We start from the raw sequence: 18,573 nt of genomic DNA on the forward strand, positions 1-18,573 counted from the left end.
TGAAATGCTGCTCCGGGCCTGCAAGCAACCTAAATAGCTGAGTATCAAAAAACAAACATTCAGGAGGAATTTACCATGAACAGAGACAACAACTTCGACCGTAACAACCGCAACAATCGTAATAACCGTAATAACAACAATGATAACAACCAAAACAGAGAGCTTGATGTAGATAATTTCAACCTTGAATTCTCTGTTGATAACGAATTCGATGAGTTGAACAACAACAACAATAATAATAACAACCGTAACGACCGCAATGATAACCGTAATAACCGCAACAATCGCTAATTAACTGTATCGGCCCAATCCGCTGACGATTGATTTCAATCGGCTGGCGGGTTTTTTGCATTTATTCTTTCTCATAAGTTACAGTTATTCTCGCCTTCCTCCCTACGTATACTTTCTAAGAAGTGCTGTTCCTTCTTAACTGTCTCTATTCACTTATGTATCCTCATGATAAAATGTAATAGAAAGAAAATTTTGTAAAACAAGGAGGTAGATACATGTACCAGGCACTCGAAAAACTGCAAACCGACATTGCCCGATCGTCTAAAAAAGGTTATCCTATTCTTCTTTCAGGCGCTATTATTTTTCTTCTGTTTGCACTCATGCCAATCATCCTGCCAATGACAGCTGTCCATTTAATATGGGTCATTGGGCTTGGAGCAATCTTTCCTCTCGGATTACTGATCGCTAAGCTGCTGAACATTCAGCTTTTAACGACGGATAATCCGTTGGCTACATTAGGAGGAATTGTTGCCGCTCCACAAGCCTTTTTTATTCCTGTATTCATCATTGTCTATATGTATATCCCTGAGTACCTGCCTTTTACAGTCGGACTCCTGGGCGGCTCTCACTTTCTTCCGTACATGTGGATCTACAGAAGCAAAGCCTATTTATTCGTCACCTTAGCCACCTGCTTATCTTCTCTCATTTTAGGCGGGTTTCTCGTCGACTATGCCTTTACCCTTGTTCCGCTAGCTATTGTGGCTATATACGGCAGTGGTGTCTGGCTGATTATAAAAGAGCTTAAGCAGGAAGCCGTTTCACAAAAAGACCGTCTGCTAAAATGAGTAGCCGGTCTTTTTATTATGCTTGCCTGAGCTTTAACGACGATGCTCTACGAGGTCAATAGCGCCTAGTACGACGTGGACCATTCCGAAGCCAAATAACATGTCAGCAACAGTGTGATTGGCCTGAGGTCTTTGTTTCATGGCGTCCCCCGTAGCTGTCACAGCTGAACCTAATACAGTTGGAATTAAGCCTTCACGAATATCCATTTCTATCCCTCCGCATCGAAGTTAGTAGGTGCATAACACCCAATCTTAATATGACCTAATGTATGAATAGTATGTACATCGCTACATATTCCCTATCTAAAAACAAAAGCACCCAGGGCATGGTTGCCTGAGCGTTCTCGTCTTAATTCTTCAATTTTCTATTACACCGTCCATTTTACATCTTTCGTAAAGGATACAGTAATCCACTTTTCAAGCGGAATGCCTGCGAGCTTCTCCTCTAGTTCTTCCCTCACCTTATCCATCTCCTCAACTGTGTACACTAGCGATCTCTCGCTGACGACTACATCGATTTCCACATAAAGCGTCTTGCCAATCTTAGAAGTTCTCAATACTGCCTCCTCCATCCGGTAAGAGGATTTAACTGCTTGAACGGCTGACGCAATCTTTTCGCGTATGTCCTTGCTTGGCGTCATTCTCAGAAGCTCACGGCCATTTGTTTTTATCAATGAATACGGAACAGTCAAGAAGTAGCCTGAGACAATTAGCACCATGAACGGATCAATGTAAGGAACAAGGAAAATCAACGGCGTTTGTCCGAGCACCCAAGCGATGAAGAAACCAATCAGCACCACAGCACTAAGCCACGTATCCATCAGCCATTGTGCAGCCTCCGCTTTAATAAGCTCTGATTGGCTATTTGTTTTCATTAACCGGAACACAGCATAACAACCAGCTGTTGAAAATGCTGCATACCCGAGAGCGTGGCTTAACACCACTTCTCTCCCGCCAGCAGCTATTTCAGATACAGAGGAAATGATCGCTAACAGACATAGTACGCTAATAATCACTGATTTAATAATAACAACCAGCGGTTCGATGCTCTCCTTTCCATAAGGAAAGTGTGCTTGGTCTTCCTTTTTTAAATAACGAAGCGACAGTAAAGACAAAAGAGCCAGAAGGACGCCAATCATTGAATACGCTCCATCAAACAAAATCATCTGCGAAGAACTGATCATTCCCCAAACAAGCCCAATAACTGCAAAAGCAAGTGCTCCCCATACCGATGTGTGCAGCACCTTAGATACTTTCATGCCTACTCTCCTCCGTATGAATGACTGTCAGTCATTATTATATGAAAGGAACTCTTATTTCATAAGAGCTCTTTTAATAAATTCAATTGTTTCCTGCTTATAAATCTCTGCCTGTTCGTCATTGTCATCAAATAAGTATAATTGTTCGGCTGCCTCTTCCATTAAGCCAATGAGCAGCTTAGAGGTCACGCGAATTTGCCGGATATTCGACCTGATCTCCCCCCGGTTCACCGCTTCAGCCAGCAGCTGATCCACCCACTCATAATACGGCTGATACAGCTTTTCCCAGGTGATGAGCCCGCCAATCGCCAGCCCTGAATAACACAAAGCCAGCACTTGCTTATAGCGCTTCGTGACAGTGAAGGTCGCTTCCACCATACTTTGAATTTGATCTTCAAATCTCGTCTCGGGAGTGATTTGCTGTTTTATGTAAGCGAACTGCTCCTTTAACAGCTGTTCTGCAATAGCAGGTACTAGAGACTGCTTTGACGAGAAATAAAGATAAAACGTCCCTTGAGCTACTCCAGCCCGTTTAACGACATCGGAAATTTTCGCCTTCTCAATGCCCGATTCGGAAAACACCTCGATCGCTGCAGCCAATATTTTCTCTCTTTTCGTCGGGTCTGCCATCGTACATCTCCCCCTGCAAAATACGAACTAATGAATGACTGTCATTCATTTTATCAAATAACTGGCTAAATGTCTAATTCCCCTAAAAAATTGGTCAGTATTTCATACATGATTCATGATACAACCATCACAAAGTGTAAGGATCCGAATGAAAGGAACCTTATCGCCTAGAAATAACCCGTGACTGTAATATTTTTTAGCATATGCCCTTTCATTCCAGTAACCATACAGCAGGGCATTCCCTTTTAAATACTTCAAAAACCCTGCTCCCTCCCCGATAACAGCTGAGTTATGAAGAGTAACCGTACATGTTGACGTACGTAGCAGATCTTTTTTATCTGCCACTGTCCCTCTTTCTTACATTTATGAATGCTGCTCTGTTTTGCTTGCTAAATAACTTAATAAATGTCTATTTGCCCTTCTAAGACAGTATTACTAAAAAAACACTTTAGGAACCCTTCCATAGCTGGTTTAGAAGTTCTGGTATAGCGTTTTGGATTGAGCTATTGATCGCTCAGCCAATAACAAGAGCGGCAATGAAAAAATACACGCAAGGCAAGCCAACTAGACAGAGAATGTAAGTTTATAACAGTTCATTGATAATTACAGTGCTTTCATCCTTCTTTTGCTAACGAATGCCTTCATTGAGTGAGACATTATTAAAAAACGCTCAGACTTTTTTGGTCTGAGCGTTTTTCTATTTCAAAGCCGGGCTGCCGGAGGGCGTTTTCGGTGTCAAAACCCTTTATGAACATCAACCTTATTAGGCAAGGGCTGATTGTTCTCAAGGTTCTTTAAAGTATCAATGAAGCACTCTGCCCCCTCCTCCGGTGTAGTTACGGCTGAAATATGCGGAGTAATAAATATACCTGGATGCTCCCAAAATTCATGTGTTTCAGGGAGAGGCTCTTCTTTAAACACATCAAGAACGGCAAACCGTACATAATGCTGATTGAGCGCGTGCAGCAAGGCTTTCTCATCTACTGTTGCTCCCCTGCCTACATTTATAAATCCCGCTCTGTTCAACTTATTAAATATGTGTTCATTAAACAAACCCTCTGTCTGCTCAGTAAGCGGCAGTGTGTTAATAACATAATCCATTTCGCTTAACCGAGCGTGGCAGGATTCCACTTTCACGACCTCTTCAAAGAAACGTTTCTGTTTTCCGCTTAATGACACACCGTGCACCTCTACACCAAGCGACGACAGAATCTCAGCTGTTTTTTGGCCAATTTCTCCCGTACCAAAGACCATGACTCGTTGCTCACTTAACAGCCCTGGTGTGTATGGCTGCCAGCTCTTCTGCTTTTTCAATGAATGAAATCGGTTATGCTCTTGCAGGTCTTTTAAAAGATAGCTCAAGCAGTATTCCCCGATTCTCTGTCCAAATGAGCAGATAGTTCTCGTCAGAAGCACATTTTCAGGCCACTCTCTCCTATATAAGAACCGATCCACTCCTGCTCCAAGAGAATGAACCCATTTCAACTGCCCGTAATCAAAGTCATTCTTCATATTAAAAGAGACGAAAGCATCCGCCCAGTTTACATCATGCTGAGTGACCTCGTCATCCGAACAATAGCGGAATTGATAACTCAACTCTTCCTTTTCGATAACACGTCGAATTTGTTCATGCATAGGACTTGCAATGACGATATTTTTTATATTCATGTGTTCCTCCCTCCTCTTCTCCATCAACCGGTATTCAATCCAAATGCTTCTGCCAATAATTTTATTCCTTTCATTCTGTTTTTGGCGTCGTAAAATTGCGGGATAATCGTTATCTCGTCTGCTTGATACATGTGAGCAACTTCTTCTATCCCCGCCTTCACCTGTTTAGAATCACCGATTATCATACGTGTTCGATTTCGAATGGCTTTTTCCTCCTCAAAGATGCTCAGCCTGCGTTCCCTAGCTGTTTGAATGGATGGATAGTATGGAGGCTGGTGGCTGGACTCAACAGAAAGCAGCCATAAATCAAATGCCCGGGCGATATCCTCCGCTTCCTCGGTTGTTTCAGCGATAATCGCAAAGACGGCAATCATAACTTTTGGCTTCTTAAGTAAAGAAGAGGACTGGAACTGTCTTTGGTATTCCCTGACTATTTCCTGGCCGTTTAAGTTAGGGCGAGGGGCAAAATGAGCAAATGCGTAGGCAGATCCACTTTCCGCAGCAATCCGTGCACTTCTTGGCCCGCTGCCAAGCAGCCATATTTGCGGAGTTGTTTCGATGACCGGTGTTGCACTTAACTCTCTAAAGCGATGCTCTTCGTTTGTATTGTCTGTCAGGTATTTATATAGATCTTTCACCTGCTGTTCATATGGGATTCGTCTGTCTTTCGCTTCATTTAAGGCCCGGTTAACCATTCGAAAGCTCGGTGACCTGCCTATCCCCAAATCAATCCTATTTGGATGAAAGGCCTCCAGCATGCGGAAATTTTCGGCCACTTTGTAAGGGCTGTAATGCGGCAGCATGACCCCGCCTGAGCCAATTCGTATCCGACTGGTAGAAGCAGCCAATTGCATCATCAGCATCTCTGGAGTGCTTCCTGCAACAGAAAACACTTGGTGGTGTTCTGCCACCCAGTACCGGTGGTAGCCTAGACGGTCTGCCAGCTGTGCTAAATCCCTTGTATGCAATAACGCTTCCCGAGCAGTGGTGCCTTCAAATATCGGCGAGTAATCAAGTATATTTATTAAAACCAATGTCACACTCTCTCCTTTGGCAGCATGGTGACTTAACTGTATCTTCATTATAGGAAAAAGGGAATTAGATGAATAACAATCTGTTTTTATTTCGGATGTTTGTTAATTTAGCTATCGTATTTACCAGAGCCTCTAAGTAACTCCTGCCATCTTCCAAAATAGTGGAGTATACGGACACAGAAAAAAACCCCGGCCAATGTTGGTAGGGGGAATATGCGCCATTACTGAATTTCGTGACCAACACGATATAAACACAAAAAAACACCACTTAAAAAGTGATGTTCTGTAGGAAAACCCCTGTTCCAGAAGGGTTTTCGAGGGTTTGGCACCCAATGATTCCGACTGGGTTCGAACCAGCGACCTCTACCCTGTCAAGGTAGCGCTCTCCCAGCTGAGCTACGGAATCGTTTATTCAACTGACAAGTTCTATCATACGAAAAGTAACGGGGAATGTCAATAAATATTTTTGTGACTCTTAGTTGTCTTCCCTCTTTCACCTTGTTTCTTATTGATTAAAGAACATTTGTTCGGTATAATATAGGTAAGGAGGAATCGTATGGACCATTTATTCATAAGAAGCCGGCAGGAACAACTGCCGCTCATTATTATATACCAAGCGCAAGATGGCACCATCACACAGAGGAAAATCGTAGTGAAGTCCACGACGTCTTCTTCTGTTTATGCATACTGTTTCTATCGGAAGCAAAACCGACGTTTTTTGCTTTCAAATATTTTAGCGGCTTACCCTGCTCATTCCCGCGGAAGCAGCCGGACAGCTTAACATCTCCTTTAGGGATAAAAATGCTCATTTAGGGCATTTTTTTAATGGGAGCATGCTTTCTTTCAGCAAGCGTCACGATAAGACTCTTCTCCCTTTTTATGTTAATATACTTCTGTAATGAGGTTGGATGATGTTATTTATTCACCATGAGGGGAGGAGCGCAATGTCAAACAAAACTGGCACAATTGAGGACGCTGTCATTTACTCGAAGGAGCTTGAGGAAGAAATCGAGCTGCTCGTCTACTTGCCGGCAAACTTTTCACCGCTTTATAAATACGCCTTGCTTATTGCCCAGGATGGAAAGGATTATTTTCAATTAGGACGCATTCCAAGGGTAGCCGATCAGCTGCTGGAAGAGGAAGAAATCGAAGACTTGATTATCGTAGGCGTGCCATACCGCAATGTGGAAGACCGCTGGGAAAAGTATCATCCAGACGGTTCGAAGCAGGGAGCCTACATTCGTTTTCTGGCTCACGAGCTTGTTCCTTTCCTGGAGGAACGGTATCCACTGCACAATGTTAGTCATGGACGCGGACTTGCAGGCGACTCACTAGCAGCGACTGTTTCATTAATAGCAGCTCTTCAATACCCGCATACATTCGGAAAGGTAATCATGCATTCGCCGCATGTAGATGATAAAGTGATGAATGCTGTAGAGCAGGCGGAAGAATATAAACACTTAAGTCTGTATCATGTTATTGGTCTTGAAGAAACCGAGGTTGTTCGAACCAACGGCCAGGTTGATGATTTTCTTTCGCCTAACCGAGCACTTCATGACCTTCTTTACCAAAAAGGCTTCGATATGTTCTATGAGGAATTCGAAGGCGGTCACTCCTGGAAGTACTGGCAGCCTGATTTAAAACGTGCTCTTTCTATGATATTTGAATAATGCAAGACCATTCCCTACCGAAGCGGCAGAAAATTTGGTATAATGGGAAAAATAGTTTTGATTCTTACCATTTTAAGGAGTGTGAATCATCATGAAATTAGGCGTCGTTATTTTTCCTTCTAAGAAACTTCAGGACTTAGCAAACTCTTACCGGAAGCGTTACGACACTCATTATTCCTTAGTTCCTCCGCATATTACAGTAAAGGAACCATTTGAGGCGGAAGAGAGTGATTTAAAAGACTTAACGGCACAACTATCTGAAGTTGCTAAAAAACATGCACCATTTAGCTTCCATGTAAGCAAAGTGAAATCATTCCATCCTGTGAATAATGTCGTTTACTTTAAAGTTGATCCAATTGATCAGTTAACTGCTTTACATGAGGATTTATCTTCAGAAAGCATGATCGGCGGCAAACCGCAATACGCATTCATTCCTCATTTAACGATTGCACAGGATCTTTCTACTACAGAGCATGATGATGTGTATAACTCATTGCAAATGCTTTCGATTGACCATGAAGAAACAACAGACCGCTTCCATTTACTGTATCAATTAGATAACGGTTCTTGGACAGTGTATGAAACATTCGTATTAGGAAAGGGTTAATTTCTCGTGAAAGTCATTACAGTTCAATCACCTAAAGAGCGGCAGGACGCATATGAAGTGCGTAAGCGTGTATTTGTAGAAGAACAGCACGTTCCGCTCGAATTAGAGATCGATGAGCACGAAGAGGAAGCGGCACACTTTGTGCTGTACGATGAAGGCAAGCCTTGCGGGGCCGGCCGCTTTCGTACAAAAGACGGTCTGGGAAAAGCAGAGCGTATCTGCATTCTTCCCGATTATCGCAAGAAAGGTGCTGGCCGGCTAATTATGGAAGCTCTTGAGACTCACGCGAAAGGGCAAGGCCTGCCTGGTGTTAAGCTTGATGCCCAGGTGCATGCCATTCCATTCTATGAGAAGCTTGGCTATGAGATCATTTCGGATGAATTCATGGATGCCGGTATTCCTCACAAAACCATGAAAAAAACATTTTAAAAAGAAAAAGCTGTCTACATAAGTTTCCTTATCAGGACTTATCAGACAGCTTTTTCTTTTTTATGTGCGCTGATCCAACCGTTCCCCCTTGCCGCTGAACTTTGCAAGATGTTTGTGGAAAAGCTCATGCTGCTTTTTCTTCGGTAAACGACGGGGTGAGGTCTGCTTTTCAGGAGTGATGGATGCGGCATATCTCTGCTGATCAAGAGCCTCTTTAAAATCAGCCTTTTCTATGGGGCTAACTTGAGAATAGCGTCTGCCTGTATCATTCGTGACACGCTCGCGGTATTGGATGTATTGGTATTGCGGAACCGGCAGGATATATCCCATCATCTTCCCTCCTTCTCACTCAAAATAAAATTTTTTATTTTTACCCGTCTTTTTCCAAAGATAAACCTATTTCTAAAATATTTTTATCTTTTTTTGTTTAACATGTCTGAGATCGTCTGAAAATCAAGCCTGTTGCCATCTTTCACAATCGAGTCAACGATTTGATCCTCTAGATGACCGGGCACTGGTTTGTTTGCTAAAGCAGCCACCCGCTTGATGATATGTCTCACCGTTCGTTCATCTCTAAAGTCCGCGTTTTGCAGAGAGTTAACGAGGTCCATGATGTCTGTCATCCGTACACCTGTTTTCTGCTCAATATTCTTGAAAAAACCGTTTTCCACCTTCTTCTTCCCCCCTCCTTCTATGCTTTCATCTTATGCAGCTCTATGGAAAAGGTGTAATTCATGAAAAACAAAGCTCTGCTAAGCACCACTGACTCTTTTCCTTCACTAACGAGGCCGTGCAGTGAGAAAAGAAGGGATCTTTGCAGGAAGATCGAAGCTGTTAATATACATGAAGTAATGGAGGGATTCATATTAGCAAATTTATGGATGATTTAGCCGGGGCTATCTATGACTTCTTTACGTTTATTTTTACAAGTATATGTTATGTTTTTGCTGGTATGTTGATTGTCGGAATCACCCTTTACCTAGTTGTATTAGCATTTAAAATATTTTAATGAGCAGGTACATTAATTTAATAAGAAAGCCGGGATATCAAAACTCGCTTTTTTCTTTGGTTAATACATTAACTACAATATTTAACAGAACCAAAAAAGAAAAAACTGACGAAAACGATGCTCCTTCGTTTCCGTCAGTTCACTGGTTATTAACAGTAAAAGCTTGCGCCAACAATAATTAATAGGATGAACAAAACAACGATCAACACGAATGTTGATGTGCCGTGTCCGCCGTAGCCGCCGCCGTAGCCACCGCCGTAGCCGCATCCGCCAAAGCCCATGAGATTCACCTCGCTTTGTCTGTCTTCAATACTACTATATGTAGACGTCGAGGATTCGTATGGGCATTTATCCCTTAGGCTTAAATAATGCGGCTCCGATAAATCCAAAAACAATGGCTGCAGAAATACCGGAGCTCGTTACTTCAAACATGCCGGTCAACACACCGACCAGCCCATGCGCTTCAGCCTCCTGCATGGCCCCCATCACTAGTGAATTGCCAAAGCTTGTAATGGGAATCGTCGCCCCTGCGCCTGCAAAATCAATTAACGGTTCGTATAATCCAAAGCCCGAAAGTATCGCTCCAGCTACAACCATAGCACTTAGCGTGTGCCCTGGCGTCAGCTTGCCGATATCCATCATTAGCTGGCCGATTACGCAAATCAAGCCGCCGATCACAAACGCCCAAAAGAACATACCAAGCATAGAAGGACCTCCTTTCTGCTAGTAAACAGTTATAGTCCGCCCCATTGGATTAAAATGGTTTTAATGAGCGCTACCACAAAAGCGGAAAAGACACCGAACAGGATAACAGACCCCGCCAGCTTAAACATATTGCCGCCAACCCCGAGAACAAACCCTTCCGTACGATGCTCAATCGCGGCTGAAATAACCGCATTTCCGAAACCGCTCACCGGTACAGCGCTGCCCGCTCCGGCATATTGACCTAAATGGTCATATACGCCAAAGCCGGTTAATAGCATGGATAGAAAGATTACCGTGGCAACTGTCGGGTTGCCGGCCGTTTGTTCTGTAAAATTGAAAAAATAAATATAAAAATAAGTAATCGCCTGTCCAATAATGCAAATAAGACCCCCTACAAAAAACGCACGCAAGCAGTTTTTAAGAACCGGCCGCTTAATTTCATGCTTTTGATTCATCTTGTCATACTGCTGCTGGGCAGGTGTTTTCTTCTCATTGTTGTTTGCCATTTCTCTTCTCCTTTATGTCCGTTCTTTCTTTAATCTGATTAACTGGTGAAGCCGTTTATCTGCTTGTTTATCGTTGATTTTTCCTGAGTCAATGTCTTCCCGCAGCCGAACAGCCTCTAAGAAGATTTTATAATCGCTTGAAACAACAAACGTTTCGTCCTTATATTTGCCCTCTAGATGCTTCTTCAATTCTTTCTCAATGCTTTTCATACGAAACCGGTCAAGATGCCGCACTTTATAAGCGACGAGCGTATTATGATCTCCTTTAATGACCGCTGCGTCATAGATTTCATCTACTTGATTGACTTCATTGCGGATCCCTTCAACAGAGGCTCCATCCTTCTCAATTTGGATCGGTTCAGGATTGGTCGTTTTAATTAGGGCGAGCCTGCTGTCCGGTCCATCATCTGGCATCTTGCAGCCGACTAAAAAGAGAATGGCTAATATATAAACGACTGCTTTCATCTTTCTCCTCCATTCTGTTGCCGTTTATGAATAGTTTTTTCTGTTTTCTCGTTTTTATTTATCAAAATGCTCCTCGCTTTTGCAGAACAAAAAAAGAACGCCTGTTTAGACGTTCTTTTACAAGAAGCAAATGACTTGCAATAAACCCGCTGACCCGCATTCGCTTTCTAAGAAGAACAGCCGCCAAATGGCCCTGATGAGCTGTTTACTTCTTTGGCTTCTTCTTGGGTGAACAGCCACAGGATTTTTTTCTCGGGCGGCTGCTTTGAGGTGAGGATTTCTTCATTGCTGTTTCACACCCTTTTTTCTCCTCTTTCTTTAGAATATGCAAATAGACGGCCATTCGTTAATCCATCCGTTGCTGGACAGCTAACTCAATTAAAGCCGCTCCGCCAGCCACTGCCAAAATTAGGAGCAGAAAGCCTCCCAAAACAGGCATAGCCGCATACAATATACAGCAAAATGCCGAGGCCCATACGCCTGTACACCAATAGCAATTTAAAGCTCTTCCAATCCAGCCCTTCACCCCGTGCTTCTTCGGCACAATGTATTCCTCAGCATCGCCTGCTTCTGATACCTCTACGATTTCGTTAAAAAACGGCGCTCTCAACTTCTCCGTAATCTCATCAAATACAATCAGCCGTGTCAGCCGAAACGAAGCAAGCATTAGGATTAACAACTCTACTAATGAAATAGTCATCTTCCCTTCCTTTTAGAAAAAATAAATTTTTATTCATAAATCCACCAATTATGCGTACCCATTTTTTCGTGCCGCCATATGTTAGTAATGTAAGAATGAATTTAAGAAAGGAGTTTTACAATGAGCTGCTTCAACCATGATGAAGATCGTCATCATCACAGCGGCTGTGTATGTGATGTCCTTAGGGCCATTAAAGACTTGCAGGATGAACGAGTCGATCACGACGATTGTATAGACTGCAAAGATTGTTTAATTGCTCCTCTAGGTGATTTAGCCGGACGTCACCGTCGCGATGCCGATACACGGGTATTTACTCTCACCACTCTAGATGGTTCTCTATTCTTCGCTCTCTTCCACTTAAATAAGCACCGGGACGATCGCAAAGGTAGCGACGATTCATCTGGTGGCTATCAGTATTGTGATGACTATGATGAATCAGGTGTATCTGTTTTCTTCCGGGTGGAAGAAGTATTCAACAACTGTTGCGCACGCCTTCGTGTACTAGCGCCGCTCGAAAAAGATCATGATGTAGCGGATATTACTGAAGACGGCGGCATTGATCTTAAGAAAGCGGCTAAGATCAGAAAATTCCGTGCAACACAGAACTGTATTACTGTCGACTTAACAAGACTGCTCTCTGTACAGTGCATCCGAGATGTTGACTTAAACATTGGTCGCCATCGTTAATAAACAAGCAGCGGTTTATACCGGCCGCTGCTTTTCTTATTTGTAATAGCCTGCTTGTTCATGTCACGTAAAACCATCCTTACATCATTCCGCTTAAAATGAGCCAAGCAATCGAATGTGCTTAAGGTCTTTGCGCTCAATTGTCACCTCGCCATCGTTGTGTGTCTGAACTCTTATTTGATCTGGTGTGACGCCCACAAGCACGCCTGCATGCGACGCTTCGCCACATTCAAATAAACACGGGAGCTTGGCAAACTGTTTAGTGAGATACTGGAGCTTTTCGTCTATATGCATATCTTGAAATCGCTTCAGAGGCTGGATCTTCATCCAAGATGGCCGCTCTTTCCGCCTTTCTTCATGTACAGGCTCTTCTTTTCCTTGTTCTGGCTGTTCAGTAAGCTTATCGGCAATTGGCTGCTCAGATGATTCATCTGGCTTTAGCTGTTCCTCTTTTACTTGCTCCACCTCTAAAGCCGGCAGTTCTTTCTCCAGCTTTTTCAATTCCTCATCTTGCCCGTCTTTAATATGATAAGTACTTTGCATAACAGGATCTGGAAAGGTAAAATCAGGCTGCTGAATATACAGAAGCGGCTCGCGCTTTTTTTTGTTCTTTTCCATAATGCACCTCCTAAAAGGCTTTCAATTATTTATATGCTCATCCTTTCTTCTTCATGAAAACAAAACCTCCAAGAAATATGTAAGGAAAATCCCGTTCACATATAGTAACAGATACTAAAACTAGATATAATGTATAGAGGAAGAATAAAATTCGTGTACTGGAGGAAGAAGATGGAGGACTTACTGAAATTAAAAGGAAAAAATATCGTCGTGATGGGTGTAGCAAACGAACGGAGTATTGCATGGGGGGTAGCGAAATCTCTCTATAAAGCAGGCGCTAACGTTATTTATACATACCGTCTAGACCGCTCCTTGCAGAAGCTCACAAAACTGCTTGAAAAGTATGAGTATCCATCCGACCTGGTGGTTCAATGTGATGTAAACGATGATGAAAGCGTTCAAAACGCCTTCAGAGAGATTGGCGAAAAGGTTGGTGTCATTCATGGCATCGTCCACTCTGTTGCTTTTGCTCGTGCAGAAGACTTAAAGGGCGACTTTATTGATACATCTAGAGACGGTTATGCATTCGCGCAGGATACAAGTGCCTACTCGCTAATAGCTGTAGCTAAGGCTGCTAGGCCATACATGACAGAGGAAGGCTCGATTGTAACGATGAGCTATATTGGAGCAGAGCGTGCTGTACCAGGCTACTCTGTTATGGGAATCGCGAAAGCCTCACTTGAAGCATCGGTAAGATACTTGGCACTTGATCTTGGTGAGAACGGTATCCGCATTAACGCCATTTCAGCCGGACCTATTCGGACGCTTGCTGCGAAGGGCGTCCCTGGCTTTAACGATATCCTAAGACTGATCGAAGAGAAGGCACCATTAAAGCGGAACGTCACTCAGGAGGAAGTCGGCGACATGTCGCTTGCCATGCTTAGCCAGCTTTCCCGCGGCGTAACTGGAGAAGTGATTTATGTAGATTCCGGCTACAACATTCTCGCATAAAGAAAAAACCGTTTCTGCCATCAGTTAGACTGGCAGAAACGGTTTTTTTATTCATCAAATTCAAGTTCACGTTTTAATTCATCTACGTATTCCTTCGAACCGGTAACAATGAGCCGGTCATGCAGGTGCAGCTCCGTATCCCCATGCGGGACAATTGAATCCTTTCCCCGGAAGATCCGCACAAAGATCACATCGCCCGTAAATGGGAAATGTCTAAGCACGACACCTTCGTAAGCTTCATTCATTAATTCAATTTCGTATAGAGAGGTTTCCTTATTCGTTAAGATACTGATGATACTTGGGGATTCGATCATCGCTCTTAACAGCGCCTTCGCTGACAGGAAGTAAGAGAACGTTTCAACTTCTCCCTCGATCATCTGCTTCTCTACTTCCTCCCTTTCTACATGCGCAATGACACGCTCCACCCCTTTTGCTTTGGCTGCCAATGCCAGGCTCGCGTTTTGCTGCTCATCACCTGTAGCCACAACGACAATATCCGCCGCAAACACGCCTTCTGCCTCTAGAAATTTCTCCGTTAACTCTTCAAGCTCAATCACATCAAAGGCCGAGTGACTGGAAGAAGACGCCTCATTTTGTCTCTTTCGGTAAACGACCGTTTCATATAGAGAGGATTTTAACTCTTTAGAAATAGGCATCGTATATTGATTAGCACCAACAAACACAACCTTCAGCTGTCTTTCAGCTTTCATGTGAGGCGGGAAAATCTTTTTGAAAATAACCGGTGTAATTAAACAAGTAATTACAGCCACTAAGATAAGTAAGCCGCTCATTTGAGAAGTGATGATACCGCTCTGTTCAGCAATCTTAGCAGCAGCAATGACAAGTGACAAAGTAGAAGTTAGTAAGAAAGCCGAAGCAGCGACAGTCTTTGTATCATACCATTTTCTCAAATAAAGCATAGGCAGCGCTTTAGAAATGAAGAAAGCGATCATCAGCAGCGGGATCAATATAAGCATATTCCGGTCACTGAGCATCGACCAAATGTCAAGCTCCACTCCGACCATAACGAAGAAAATTGGAATAAGGAAACCATATCCAAATGAGTCCAGCTGACGGACAAGCTCATGATTCGGTGCGAGCAGTGAAACAAGCACCCCTGCCAAGAAGGCGCCAAGAATATTTTCCGCTCCTACATATTCCGATAAAGCAACGAGAACAATCATTAACGTAAAGACGGCCCGAGTGCCAATTTGCACGGTTCCCGTAGACAACGTCTCAAATAAAGGTTTATTCTTAAAGCGTTTGGCTATGAAATAAAGAATAACGCCCGCTGCAAACAAGACAAGCAACAGCCATAAGTTGCCCCCACCTTCACTGCGGATGGAAACGAAAATGGCGAGAAGAATCATTGTCACAAGGTCGGCAATAACGGCGACAAGCAGTATAATTTGTCCAATGACGGTTTTCATTAAATGAGCTTCCTTTAATGTCGGCACGACGACACCGAGAGAAATCGTCGAGATAATGAGCGTCATCAGGAAAGCATCTTCGATTAGACCAAGAAGAACGAAGATATAAGATAAAACAAATGATAATATGAGAATTCCCGCGAAGACCACCGTCGCTACCATGAAGGCGTTAGGTTCCTTTCTGCCTGGCAGCATTCTTGAAGTTTCCTTCTTTTTATTGGAAAAAGCAGTAAAATCTATCTCTAGGCCGCTTAAAAACATAAGAAAGATAAAGCCGAGTGTTGACAAGGTTTCAAGCCACACATCTTGAGAAACAATATCAAAGCCGCTCTTTCCGATTACTAAACCAACAATAATTTCCGCGATGACCACTGGTATGAAGTTTAATTTCATTCGATGAAGAATAATAGGAGTCAAAAACGCGGCCACAATAACAATAACGAGTGAAAATAACGAGGCATGCTCTTCCATCAAAGACCTCCTTCTTTGAAATAATTCTTTTTTATTATATAGCAAACAGATTAAAAGAGCTTGCTCAAACTCTACCCGCCCTTATTTTTTTCAATGAAAGGACTGAGGCTGTAATGAACATTGATATCATTGGAGATATTCACGGATGCTTTGCTGAATTTGAGGAACTAACCAAACGGCTTGGCTATGCTTGGAACGAAGGCCTTCCCATTCATCCTGAAGGAAGAATTCTTGGGTTTGTCGGCGACTTAACAGACCGTGGCCCAAATTCTGTCAAAGTTATCGAAACTGTCCATGACCTATGGGAAAGGCAGCTTGCTTACTATGTACCGGGAAATCACTGCAATAAGCTCTACCGAATGTTTCTTGGGAATAACGTAAAGATTAACAACGGGCTGGAAACAACCGTTGCCGAGCTGAACGAACTGAATAACCGGGACTACAAGCGGGTGAAAAAGAAGTTTATGACACTGTATGAGCAGTCTCCCCTTTACCAGGTCCTTGATGACGGCCAGCTGATTATCGCGCATGCAGGCATAAAGGAAAGCTATATCGGCAAATACACCTCCAAGGTAAAAACCTTTGTCTTGTATGGGGATATCACCGGAGGAACTGACCCCGATGGCTACCCAACCCGGCGTGATTGGGCTAAGACTTACAGCGGAAAACCTTGGATCGTTTATGGACATACCCCTGTAAGAGAAGCACGATTTGTTAACCATACAGCTAATATTGATACAGGTGCTGTGTTCGGCGGGCAATTATCGGCTTTTCGCTATCCCGAGAAGGACGTCCTATCTGTCTCTTCTTCTATGCCGCATGTTCCTGAGAAGTTCCGTCCCATCCCAGATTAAAAAAATAAAACAGCCGTGCTAGCTGAAAGAGAGAATGTTGCGTTGTCTTCCCTCCTGCAGCAGGGCTGTTTTTTCATAAGGTCTTCCTAGATTACTCCTCCAGCTGGTCGATTACCTGCTTCATATCCTCTGGAAGAGGCAAAGAAAAGCTCATCTGCTCCTTTGTCATTGGATGCTGAAAGGAGAGCTGTCCACAATGGAGAGCCTGCCGGCTGATCTGCCCGGCAGGTCCGCCGTATAGATCATCTCCCAGCAAGGGATGGCCCATATAGGAAAGGTGAACACGAATTTGGTGAGTGCGGCCCGTGTAAAGTTTGAGGCGTACATGCGTGCAGTTCCGAAATACGCGAACAACCTCATAGGCTGTGCAAGCATATTGCCCATCCTCTCTGACCTCTCGTTCAATAATGCTGGACGGCTTGCGCCCGATTGGCTCCTCAATGACACCTTCCCGCCTAGCAAACATACCATCAGCTAACGCTTCGTATGCACGTGAGATTCTTCCCTCTTGCTGCATTTGCGAACATAAGTGGTGAACATGCCGGTGCTTCGCAATGAGTACAAGACCTGACGTATCCCGGTCCAGCCTCGTAACGATATGAGCTGTCGCTTGTATGCCTTGCTTCGCATAATAACCGAGCAGGCCATTCGCCAAGCTTCCTGCAGGATGCTCCCTTGAAGGAATGGTATTCATCCCCGGCGGCTTAGCGATAACAAGAAGGTAATCATCTTCATAAACGACGGAAAGCGGCAAATCTTCCCTTTGGATACCCTCACTCGGTCTTTCTTCCGGAAAGATAACCGCTACTTCATCTCCTTCCTGCAATACATAGCGCACATTCACTTCGCGTCCATTAACAGAGATTAAGCCGCCTTCAAATTTAATATCCGTCAGTGCCCGTCGGGAAAGCTGCTGTTCAGCCAGAAACTCTCGCAGCAGCTTTCCCTGATCACTTGCTGACGCTTGCCATGTTAATTGAAAGCCCATGATTAATTGCTGACAAACGAATCGTGCACGCGCTTCCAGAATGGGAATGGGCGGAAGCGGGCGAATCGGATTTTTTCATTCGCAACTCGATATTGAATCGACTTAACATCCTTATGGAGCAAGGTCAAATGGTCAATCGTCACAAGGAAGTCACGGCGGTTGACCGGCTTCAGCGTGCAGGTGTGATGGGCGGGCAAGATGAGCGGTGAACCGACAGTCCGAAACACGCGATTATTAATGGAGGCCATTTCTGCAAGCTGCAAAGCACGGATGGACGGATGCAAAATAGCGCCGCCTAACGCCTTGTTATAAGCTGTGCTGCCTGATGGGGTAGATACACAAAGCCCGTCACCCCGGAAGCGCTCGAAATGCTCCCCGCGAATTTCCACGTCCATAACAAGCGTGCCATCTACACTTTTGACTGTTGATTCATTTAAAGCCAAGTAACGCGTTTCCTTCCCGCCGCCTTGGTAGCGGATAATGGTTTCTAGCAGCGGATATTCAATAATCTGGTATGGCGTACGCGCGATCGCAATGACCAGTTTTTCAATTTCTTCAGGCACCCAGTCAGCATAAAAACCAAGGTGGCCAGTATGAACACCGACGAAGGCCGTTTTATCCAGCCTTCCGCTATAACGGTGAAAGGCATAGAGCAGCGTGCCATCACCGCCGACAGAAATGACAATGTCAGGCTTTTGTTCATCATATGTCAATTTAAAATCCAGTAAATATGCGCGGATCTTATGCATTAACGCATTGGATTTGCTGTCACCTTTGGACGTGATCGCAAATTTCATCAGACCCCACCTTCTTTCT

Annotated in this window: 25 protein-coding genes and 1 tRNA gene; 9 read left to right on the forward strand and 17 right to left on the reverse strand. The window is 43.8% G+C overall.

Going from position 1 to position 18,573, the window contains the following annotated elements:
- Positions 1–75: 75 nt before the first annotated feature.
- Positions 76–291, forward strand: a complete 216-nt coding sequence (locus QY97_RS04620; RefSeq protein WP_039233358.1) for a hypothetical protein — start codon at positions 76–78, stop codon at positions 289–291.
- Positions 292–506: 215 nt separating this feature from the next.
- On the forward strand, positions 507–1,076 hold the full coding sequence (locus tag QY97_RS04625; RefSeq protein WP_039233359.1) for a DUF7010 family protein: 570 nt from the start codon (positions 507–509) through the stop codon (positions 1,074–1,076).
- Between the two features lie 33 nt (positions 1,077–1,109).
- Here QY97_RS04625 and QY97_RS04630 read toward each other — a convergent pair whose 3' ends face one another.
- The 6 genes from QY97_RS04630 to QY97_RS04660 form a co-directional block, all read right to left on the reverse strand.
- Positions 1,110–1,283, reverse strand: a complete 174-nt coding sequence (locus tag QY97_RS04630) for a hypothetical protein (protein WP_039233362.1) — start codon at positions 1,281–1,283, stop codon at positions 1,110–1,112.
- A 161-nt stretch (positions 1,284–1,444) separates the two neighbouring features.
- Positions 1,445–2,335 carry a cation diffusion facilitator family transporter gene (locus QY97_RS04635; protein WP_052728921.1) on the reverse strand — a complete coding sequence of 297 codons (891 nt, stop codon included), beginning with the start codon at positions 2,333–2,335 and terminating at the stop codon, positions 1,445–1,447.
- A gap of 54 nt (positions 2,336–2,389) precedes the next feature.
- Complete coding sequence (locus tag QY97_RS04640) at positions 2,390–2,965, reverse strand: TetR family transcriptional regulator (RefSeq protein WP_039233366.1); 576 nt, start codon at positions 2,963–2,965, stop codon at positions 2,390–2,392.
- Positions 2,966–3,700: 735 nt separating this feature from the next.
- Positions 3,701–4,633: a D-2-hydroxyacid dehydrogenase gene (locus tag QY97_RS04650; RefSeq protein ID WP_039233372.1), complete on the reverse strand. Its 933-nt coding sequence runs from the start codon at positions 4,631–4,633 to the stop codon at positions 3,701–3,703.
- A gap of 23 nt (positions 4,634–4,656) precedes the next feature.
- Entirely contained in the window at positions 4,657–5,667 is a 1,011-nt protein-coding gene (locus QY97_RS04655) for an LLM class flavin-dependent oxidoreductase (RefSeq protein ID WP_039233375.1), read from the reverse strand.
- A 333-nt stretch (positions 5,668–6,000) separates the two neighbouring features.
- Positions 6,001–6,073, reverse strand: a tRNA-Val gene (locus tag QY97_RS04660).
- 150 nt (positions 6,074–6,223) lie between these two features.
- Between QY97_RS04660 and QY97_RS04665 the strand changes: the two genes are divergently transcribed.
- From QY97_RS04665 to QY97_RS04680, 4 genes are all read left to right on the forward strand, one after another.
- Positions 6,224–6,448 (forward strand): hypothetical protein, encoded by a 225-nt coding sequence (locus QY97_RS04665; RefSeq protein ID WP_039233378.1) that lies wholly within the window; start codon positions 6,224–6,226, stop codon positions 6,446–6,448.
- A gap of 163 nt (positions 6,449–6,611) precedes the next feature.
- On the forward strand, positions 6,612–7,337 hold the full coding sequence (locus tag QY97_RS04670; protein ID WP_039233380.1) for an alpha/beta hydrolase: 726 nt from the start codon (positions 6,612–6,614) through the stop codon (positions 7,335–7,337).
- Between the two features lie 91 nt (positions 7,338–7,428).
- On the forward strand, positions 7,429–7,944 hold the full coding sequence (locus QY97_RS04675) for a YjcG family protein (RefSeq protein WP_039233383.1): 516 nt from the start codon (positions 7,429–7,431) through the stop codon (positions 7,942–7,944).
- A 6-nt stretch (positions 7,945–7,950) separates the two neighbouring features.
- On the forward strand, positions 7,951–8,373 hold the full coding sequence (locus tag QY97_RS04680; RefSeq protein WP_039233386.1) for a GNAT family N-acetyltransferase: 423 nt from the start codon (positions 7,951–7,953) through the stop codon (positions 8,371–8,373).
- 60 nt (positions 8,374–8,433) lie between these two features.
- On the opposite strand, the gene QY97_RS04685 is transcribed toward QY97_RS04680, so the two are convergent.
- The 7 genes from QY97_RS04685 to QY97_RS04710 form a co-directional block, all read right to left on the reverse strand.
- Positions 8,434–8,703, reverse strand: a complete 270-nt coding sequence (locus QY97_RS04685) for a hypothetical protein (RefSeq protein ID WP_039233389.1) — start codon at positions 8,701–8,703, stop codon at positions 8,434–8,436.
- 83 nt (positions 8,704–8,786) lie between these two features.
- Complete coding sequence (locus QY97_RS04690; protein WP_039233392.1) at positions 8,787–9,044, reverse strand: stage VI sporulation protein F; 258 nt, start codon at positions 9,042–9,044, stop codon at positions 8,787–8,789.
- Between the two features lie 487 nt (positions 9,045–9,531).
- Positions 9,532–9,663 (reverse strand): YjcZ family sporulation protein, encoded by a 132-nt coding sequence (locus QY97_RS19800; RefSeq protein ID WP_083965782.1) that lies wholly within the window; start codon positions 9,661–9,663, stop codon positions 9,532–9,534.
- 67 nt (positions 9,664–9,730) lie between these two features.
- Entirely contained in the window at positions 9,731–10,087 is a 357-nt protein-coding gene (gene spoVAE / locus QY97_RS04695) for a stage V sporulation protein AE (protein WP_039233393.1), read from the reverse strand.
- Positions 10,088–10,116: 29 nt separating this feature from the next.
- Positions 10,117–10,593, reverse strand: a complete 477-nt coding sequence (spoVAC, locus tag QY97_RS04700; RefSeq protein WP_039233397.1) for a stage V sporulation protein AC — start codon at positions 10,591–10,593, stop codon at positions 10,117–10,119.
- A gap of 12 nt (positions 10,594–10,605) precedes the next feature.
- Positions 10,606–11,058: a YhcN/YlaJ family sporulation lipoprotein gene (locus tag QY97_RS04705; RefSeq protein WP_039233400.1), complete on the reverse strand. Its 453-nt coding sequence runs from the start codon at positions 11,056–11,058 to the stop codon at positions 10,606–10,608.
- A gap of 346 nt (positions 11,059–11,404) precedes the next feature.
- Complete coding sequence (locus QY97_RS04710; RefSeq protein WP_039233403.1) at positions 11,405–11,758, reverse strand: DUF1360 domain-containing protein; 354 nt, start codon at positions 11,756–11,758, stop codon at positions 11,405–11,407.
- A gap of 120 nt (positions 11,759–11,878) precedes the next feature.
- Between QY97_RS04710 and QY97_RS04715 the strand changes: the two genes are divergently transcribed.
- Complete coding sequence (locus QY97_RS04715) at positions 11,879–12,445, forward strand: CotY/CotZ family spore coat protein (RefSeq protein WP_039233406.1); 567 nt, start codon at positions 11,879–11,881, stop codon at positions 12,443–12,445.
- A 93-nt stretch (positions 12,446–12,538) separates the two neighbouring features.
- Here QY97_RS04715 and QY97_RS04720 read toward each other — a convergent pair whose 3' ends face one another.
- Positions 12,539–13,063 carry a CotO family spore coat protein gene (locus tag QY97_RS04720; RefSeq protein WP_039233409.1) on the reverse strand — a complete coding sequence of 175 codons (525 nt, stop codon included), beginning with the start codon at positions 13,061–13,063 and terminating at the stop codon, positions 12,539–12,541.
- A gap of 171 nt (positions 13,064–13,234) precedes the next feature.
- Here QY97_RS04720 and fabI point away from each other — a divergent pair, with 171 nt between their 5' ends.
- Positions 13,235–14,014 carry an enoyl-ACP reductase FabI gene (fabI, locus tag QY97_RS04725; protein WP_039233412.1) on the forward strand — a complete coding sequence of 260 codons (780 nt, stop codon included), beginning with the start codon at positions 13,235–13,237 and terminating at the stop codon, positions 14,012–14,014.
- 47 nt (positions 14,015–14,061) lie between these two features.
- Here fabI and QY97_RS04730 read toward each other — a convergent pair whose 3' ends face one another.
- Positions 14,062–15,915, reverse strand: a complete 1,854-nt coding sequence (locus QY97_RS04730; RefSeq protein ID WP_039233415.1) for a monovalent cation:proton antiporter family protein — start codon at positions 15,913–15,915, stop codon at positions 14,062–14,064.
- Between the two features lie 113 nt (positions 15,916–16,028).
- Here QY97_RS04730 and prpE point away from each other — a divergent pair, with 113 nt between their 5' ends.
- Positions 16,029–16,769, forward strand: coding sequence for a bis(5'-nucleosyl)-tetraphosphatase PrpE (prpE, locus tag QY97_RS04735; protein ID WP_039233497.1), 741 nt, complete (start codon positions 16,029–16,031; stop codon positions 16,767–16,769).
- Between the two features lie 91 nt (positions 16,770–16,860).
- On the opposite strand, the gene QY97_RS04740 is transcribed toward prpE, so the two are convergent.
- Both QY97_RS04740 and QY97_RS04745 read right to left on the reverse strand, forming a co-directional pair.
- On the reverse strand, positions 16,861–17,757 hold the full coding sequence (locus tag QY97_RS04740; protein ID WP_039233419.1) for an RluA family pseudouridine synthase: 897 nt from the start codon (positions 17,755–17,757) through the stop codon (positions 16,861–16,863).
- A 2-nt stretch (positions 17,758–17,759) separates the two neighbouring features.
- Positions 17,760–18,554: an NAD kinase gene (locus QY97_RS04745; protein ID WP_039233422.1), complete on the reverse strand. Its 795-nt coding sequence runs from the start codon at positions 18,552–18,554 to the stop codon at positions 17,760–17,762.
- Between the last annotated feature and the right edge of the window lie 19 nt (positions 18,555–18,573).

This window comes from Bacillus thermotolerans (assembly GCF_000812025.2).
GTDB lineage: Bacteria > Bacillota > Bacilli > Bacillales > Domibacillaceae > Quasibacillus > Quasibacillus thermotolerans.

Bases quoted from the DNA above. Each gene is read 5' to 3' on its own strand.
- QY97_RS04620 (WP_039233358.1), top strand. From the start codon at position 76: ATGAACAGAGACAACAACTTCGACCGTAACAACCGCAACAATCGTAAT.
- QY97_RS04625 (WP_039233359.1), top strand. From the start codon at position 507: ATGTACCAGGCACTCGAAAAACTGCAAACCGACATTGCCCGATCGTCT.
- QY97_RS04630 (WP_039233362.1), bottom strand. From the start codon at position 1,283: ATGGATATTCGTGAAGGCTTAATTCCAACTGTATTAGGTTCAGCTGTG.
- QY97_RS04635 (WP_052728921.1), bottom strand. From the start codon at position 2,335: ATGAAAGTATCTAAGGTGCTGCACACATCGGTATGGGGAGCACTTGCT.
- QY97_RS04640 (WP_039233366.1), bottom strand. From the start codon at position 2,965: ATGGCAGACCCGACGAAAAGAGAGAAAATATTGGCTGCAGCGATCGAG.
- QY97_RS04650 (WP_039233372.1), bottom strand. From the start codon at position 4,633: ATGAATATAAAAAATATCGTCATTGCAAGTCCTATGCATGAACAAATT.
- QY97_RS04665 (WP_039233378.1), top strand. From the start codon at position 6,224: ATGGACCATTTATTCATAAGAAGCCGGCAGGAACAACTGCCGCTCATT.
- QY97_RS04670 (WP_039233380.1), top strand. From the start codon at position 6,612: ATGTCAAACAAAACTGGCACAATTGAGGACGCTGTCATTTACTCGAAG.
- QY97_RS04675 (WP_039233383.1), top strand. From the start codon at position 7,429: ATGAAATTAGGCGTCGTTATTTTTCCTTCTAAGAAACTTCAGGACTTA.
- QY97_RS04685 (WP_039233389.1), bottom strand. From the start codon at position 8,703: ATGGGATATATCCTGCCGGTTCCGCAATACCAATACATCCAATACCGC.
- QY97_RS19800 (WP_083965782.1), bottom strand. From the start codon at position 9,663: ATGGGCTTTGGCGGATGCGGCTACGGCGGTGGCTACGGCGGCGGCTAC.
- spoVAE (WP_039233393.1), bottom strand. From the start codon at position 10,087: ATGCTTGGTATGTTCTTTTGGGCGTTTGTGATCGGCGGCTTGATTTGC.
- spoVAC (WP_039233397.1), bottom strand. From the start codon at position 10,593: ATGGCAAACAACAATGAGAAGAAAACACCTGCCCAGCAGCAGTATGAC.
- QY97_RS04705 (WP_039233400.1), bottom strand. From the start codon at position 11,058: ATGAAAGCAGTCGTTTATATATTAGCCATTCTCTTTTTAGTCGGCTGC.
- QY97_RS04710 (WP_039233403.1), bottom strand. From the start codon at position 11,758: ATGACTATTTCATTAGTAGAGTTGTTAATCCTAATGCTTGCTTCGTTT.
- QY97_RS04715 (WP_039233406.1), top strand. From the start codon at position 11,879: ATGAGCTGCTTCAACCATGATGAAGATCGTCATCATCACAGCGGCTGT.
- QY97_RS04720 (WP_039233409.1), bottom strand. From the start codon at position 13,063: ATGGAAAAGAACAAAAAAAAGCGCGAGCCGCTTCTGTATATTCAGCAG.
- fabI (WP_039233412.1), top strand. From the start codon at position 13,235: ATGGAGGACTTACTGAAATTAAAAGGAAAAAATATCGTCGTGATGGGT.
- QY97_RS04730 (WP_039233415.1), bottom strand. From the start codon at position 15,915: ATGGAAGAGCATGCCTCGTTATTTTCACTCGTTATTGTTATTGTGGCC.
- prpE (WP_039233497.1), top strand. From the start codon at position 16,029: ATGAACATTGATATCATTGGAGATATTCACGGATGCTTTGCTGAATTT.
- QY97_RS04740 (WP_039233419.1), bottom strand. From the start codon at position 17,757: ATGGGCTTTCAATTAACATGGCAAGCGTCAGCAAGTGATCAGGGAAAG.
- QY97_RS04745 (WP_039233422.1), bottom strand. From the start codon at position 18,554: ATGAAATTTGCGATCACGTCCAAAGGTGACAGCAAATCCAATGCGTTA.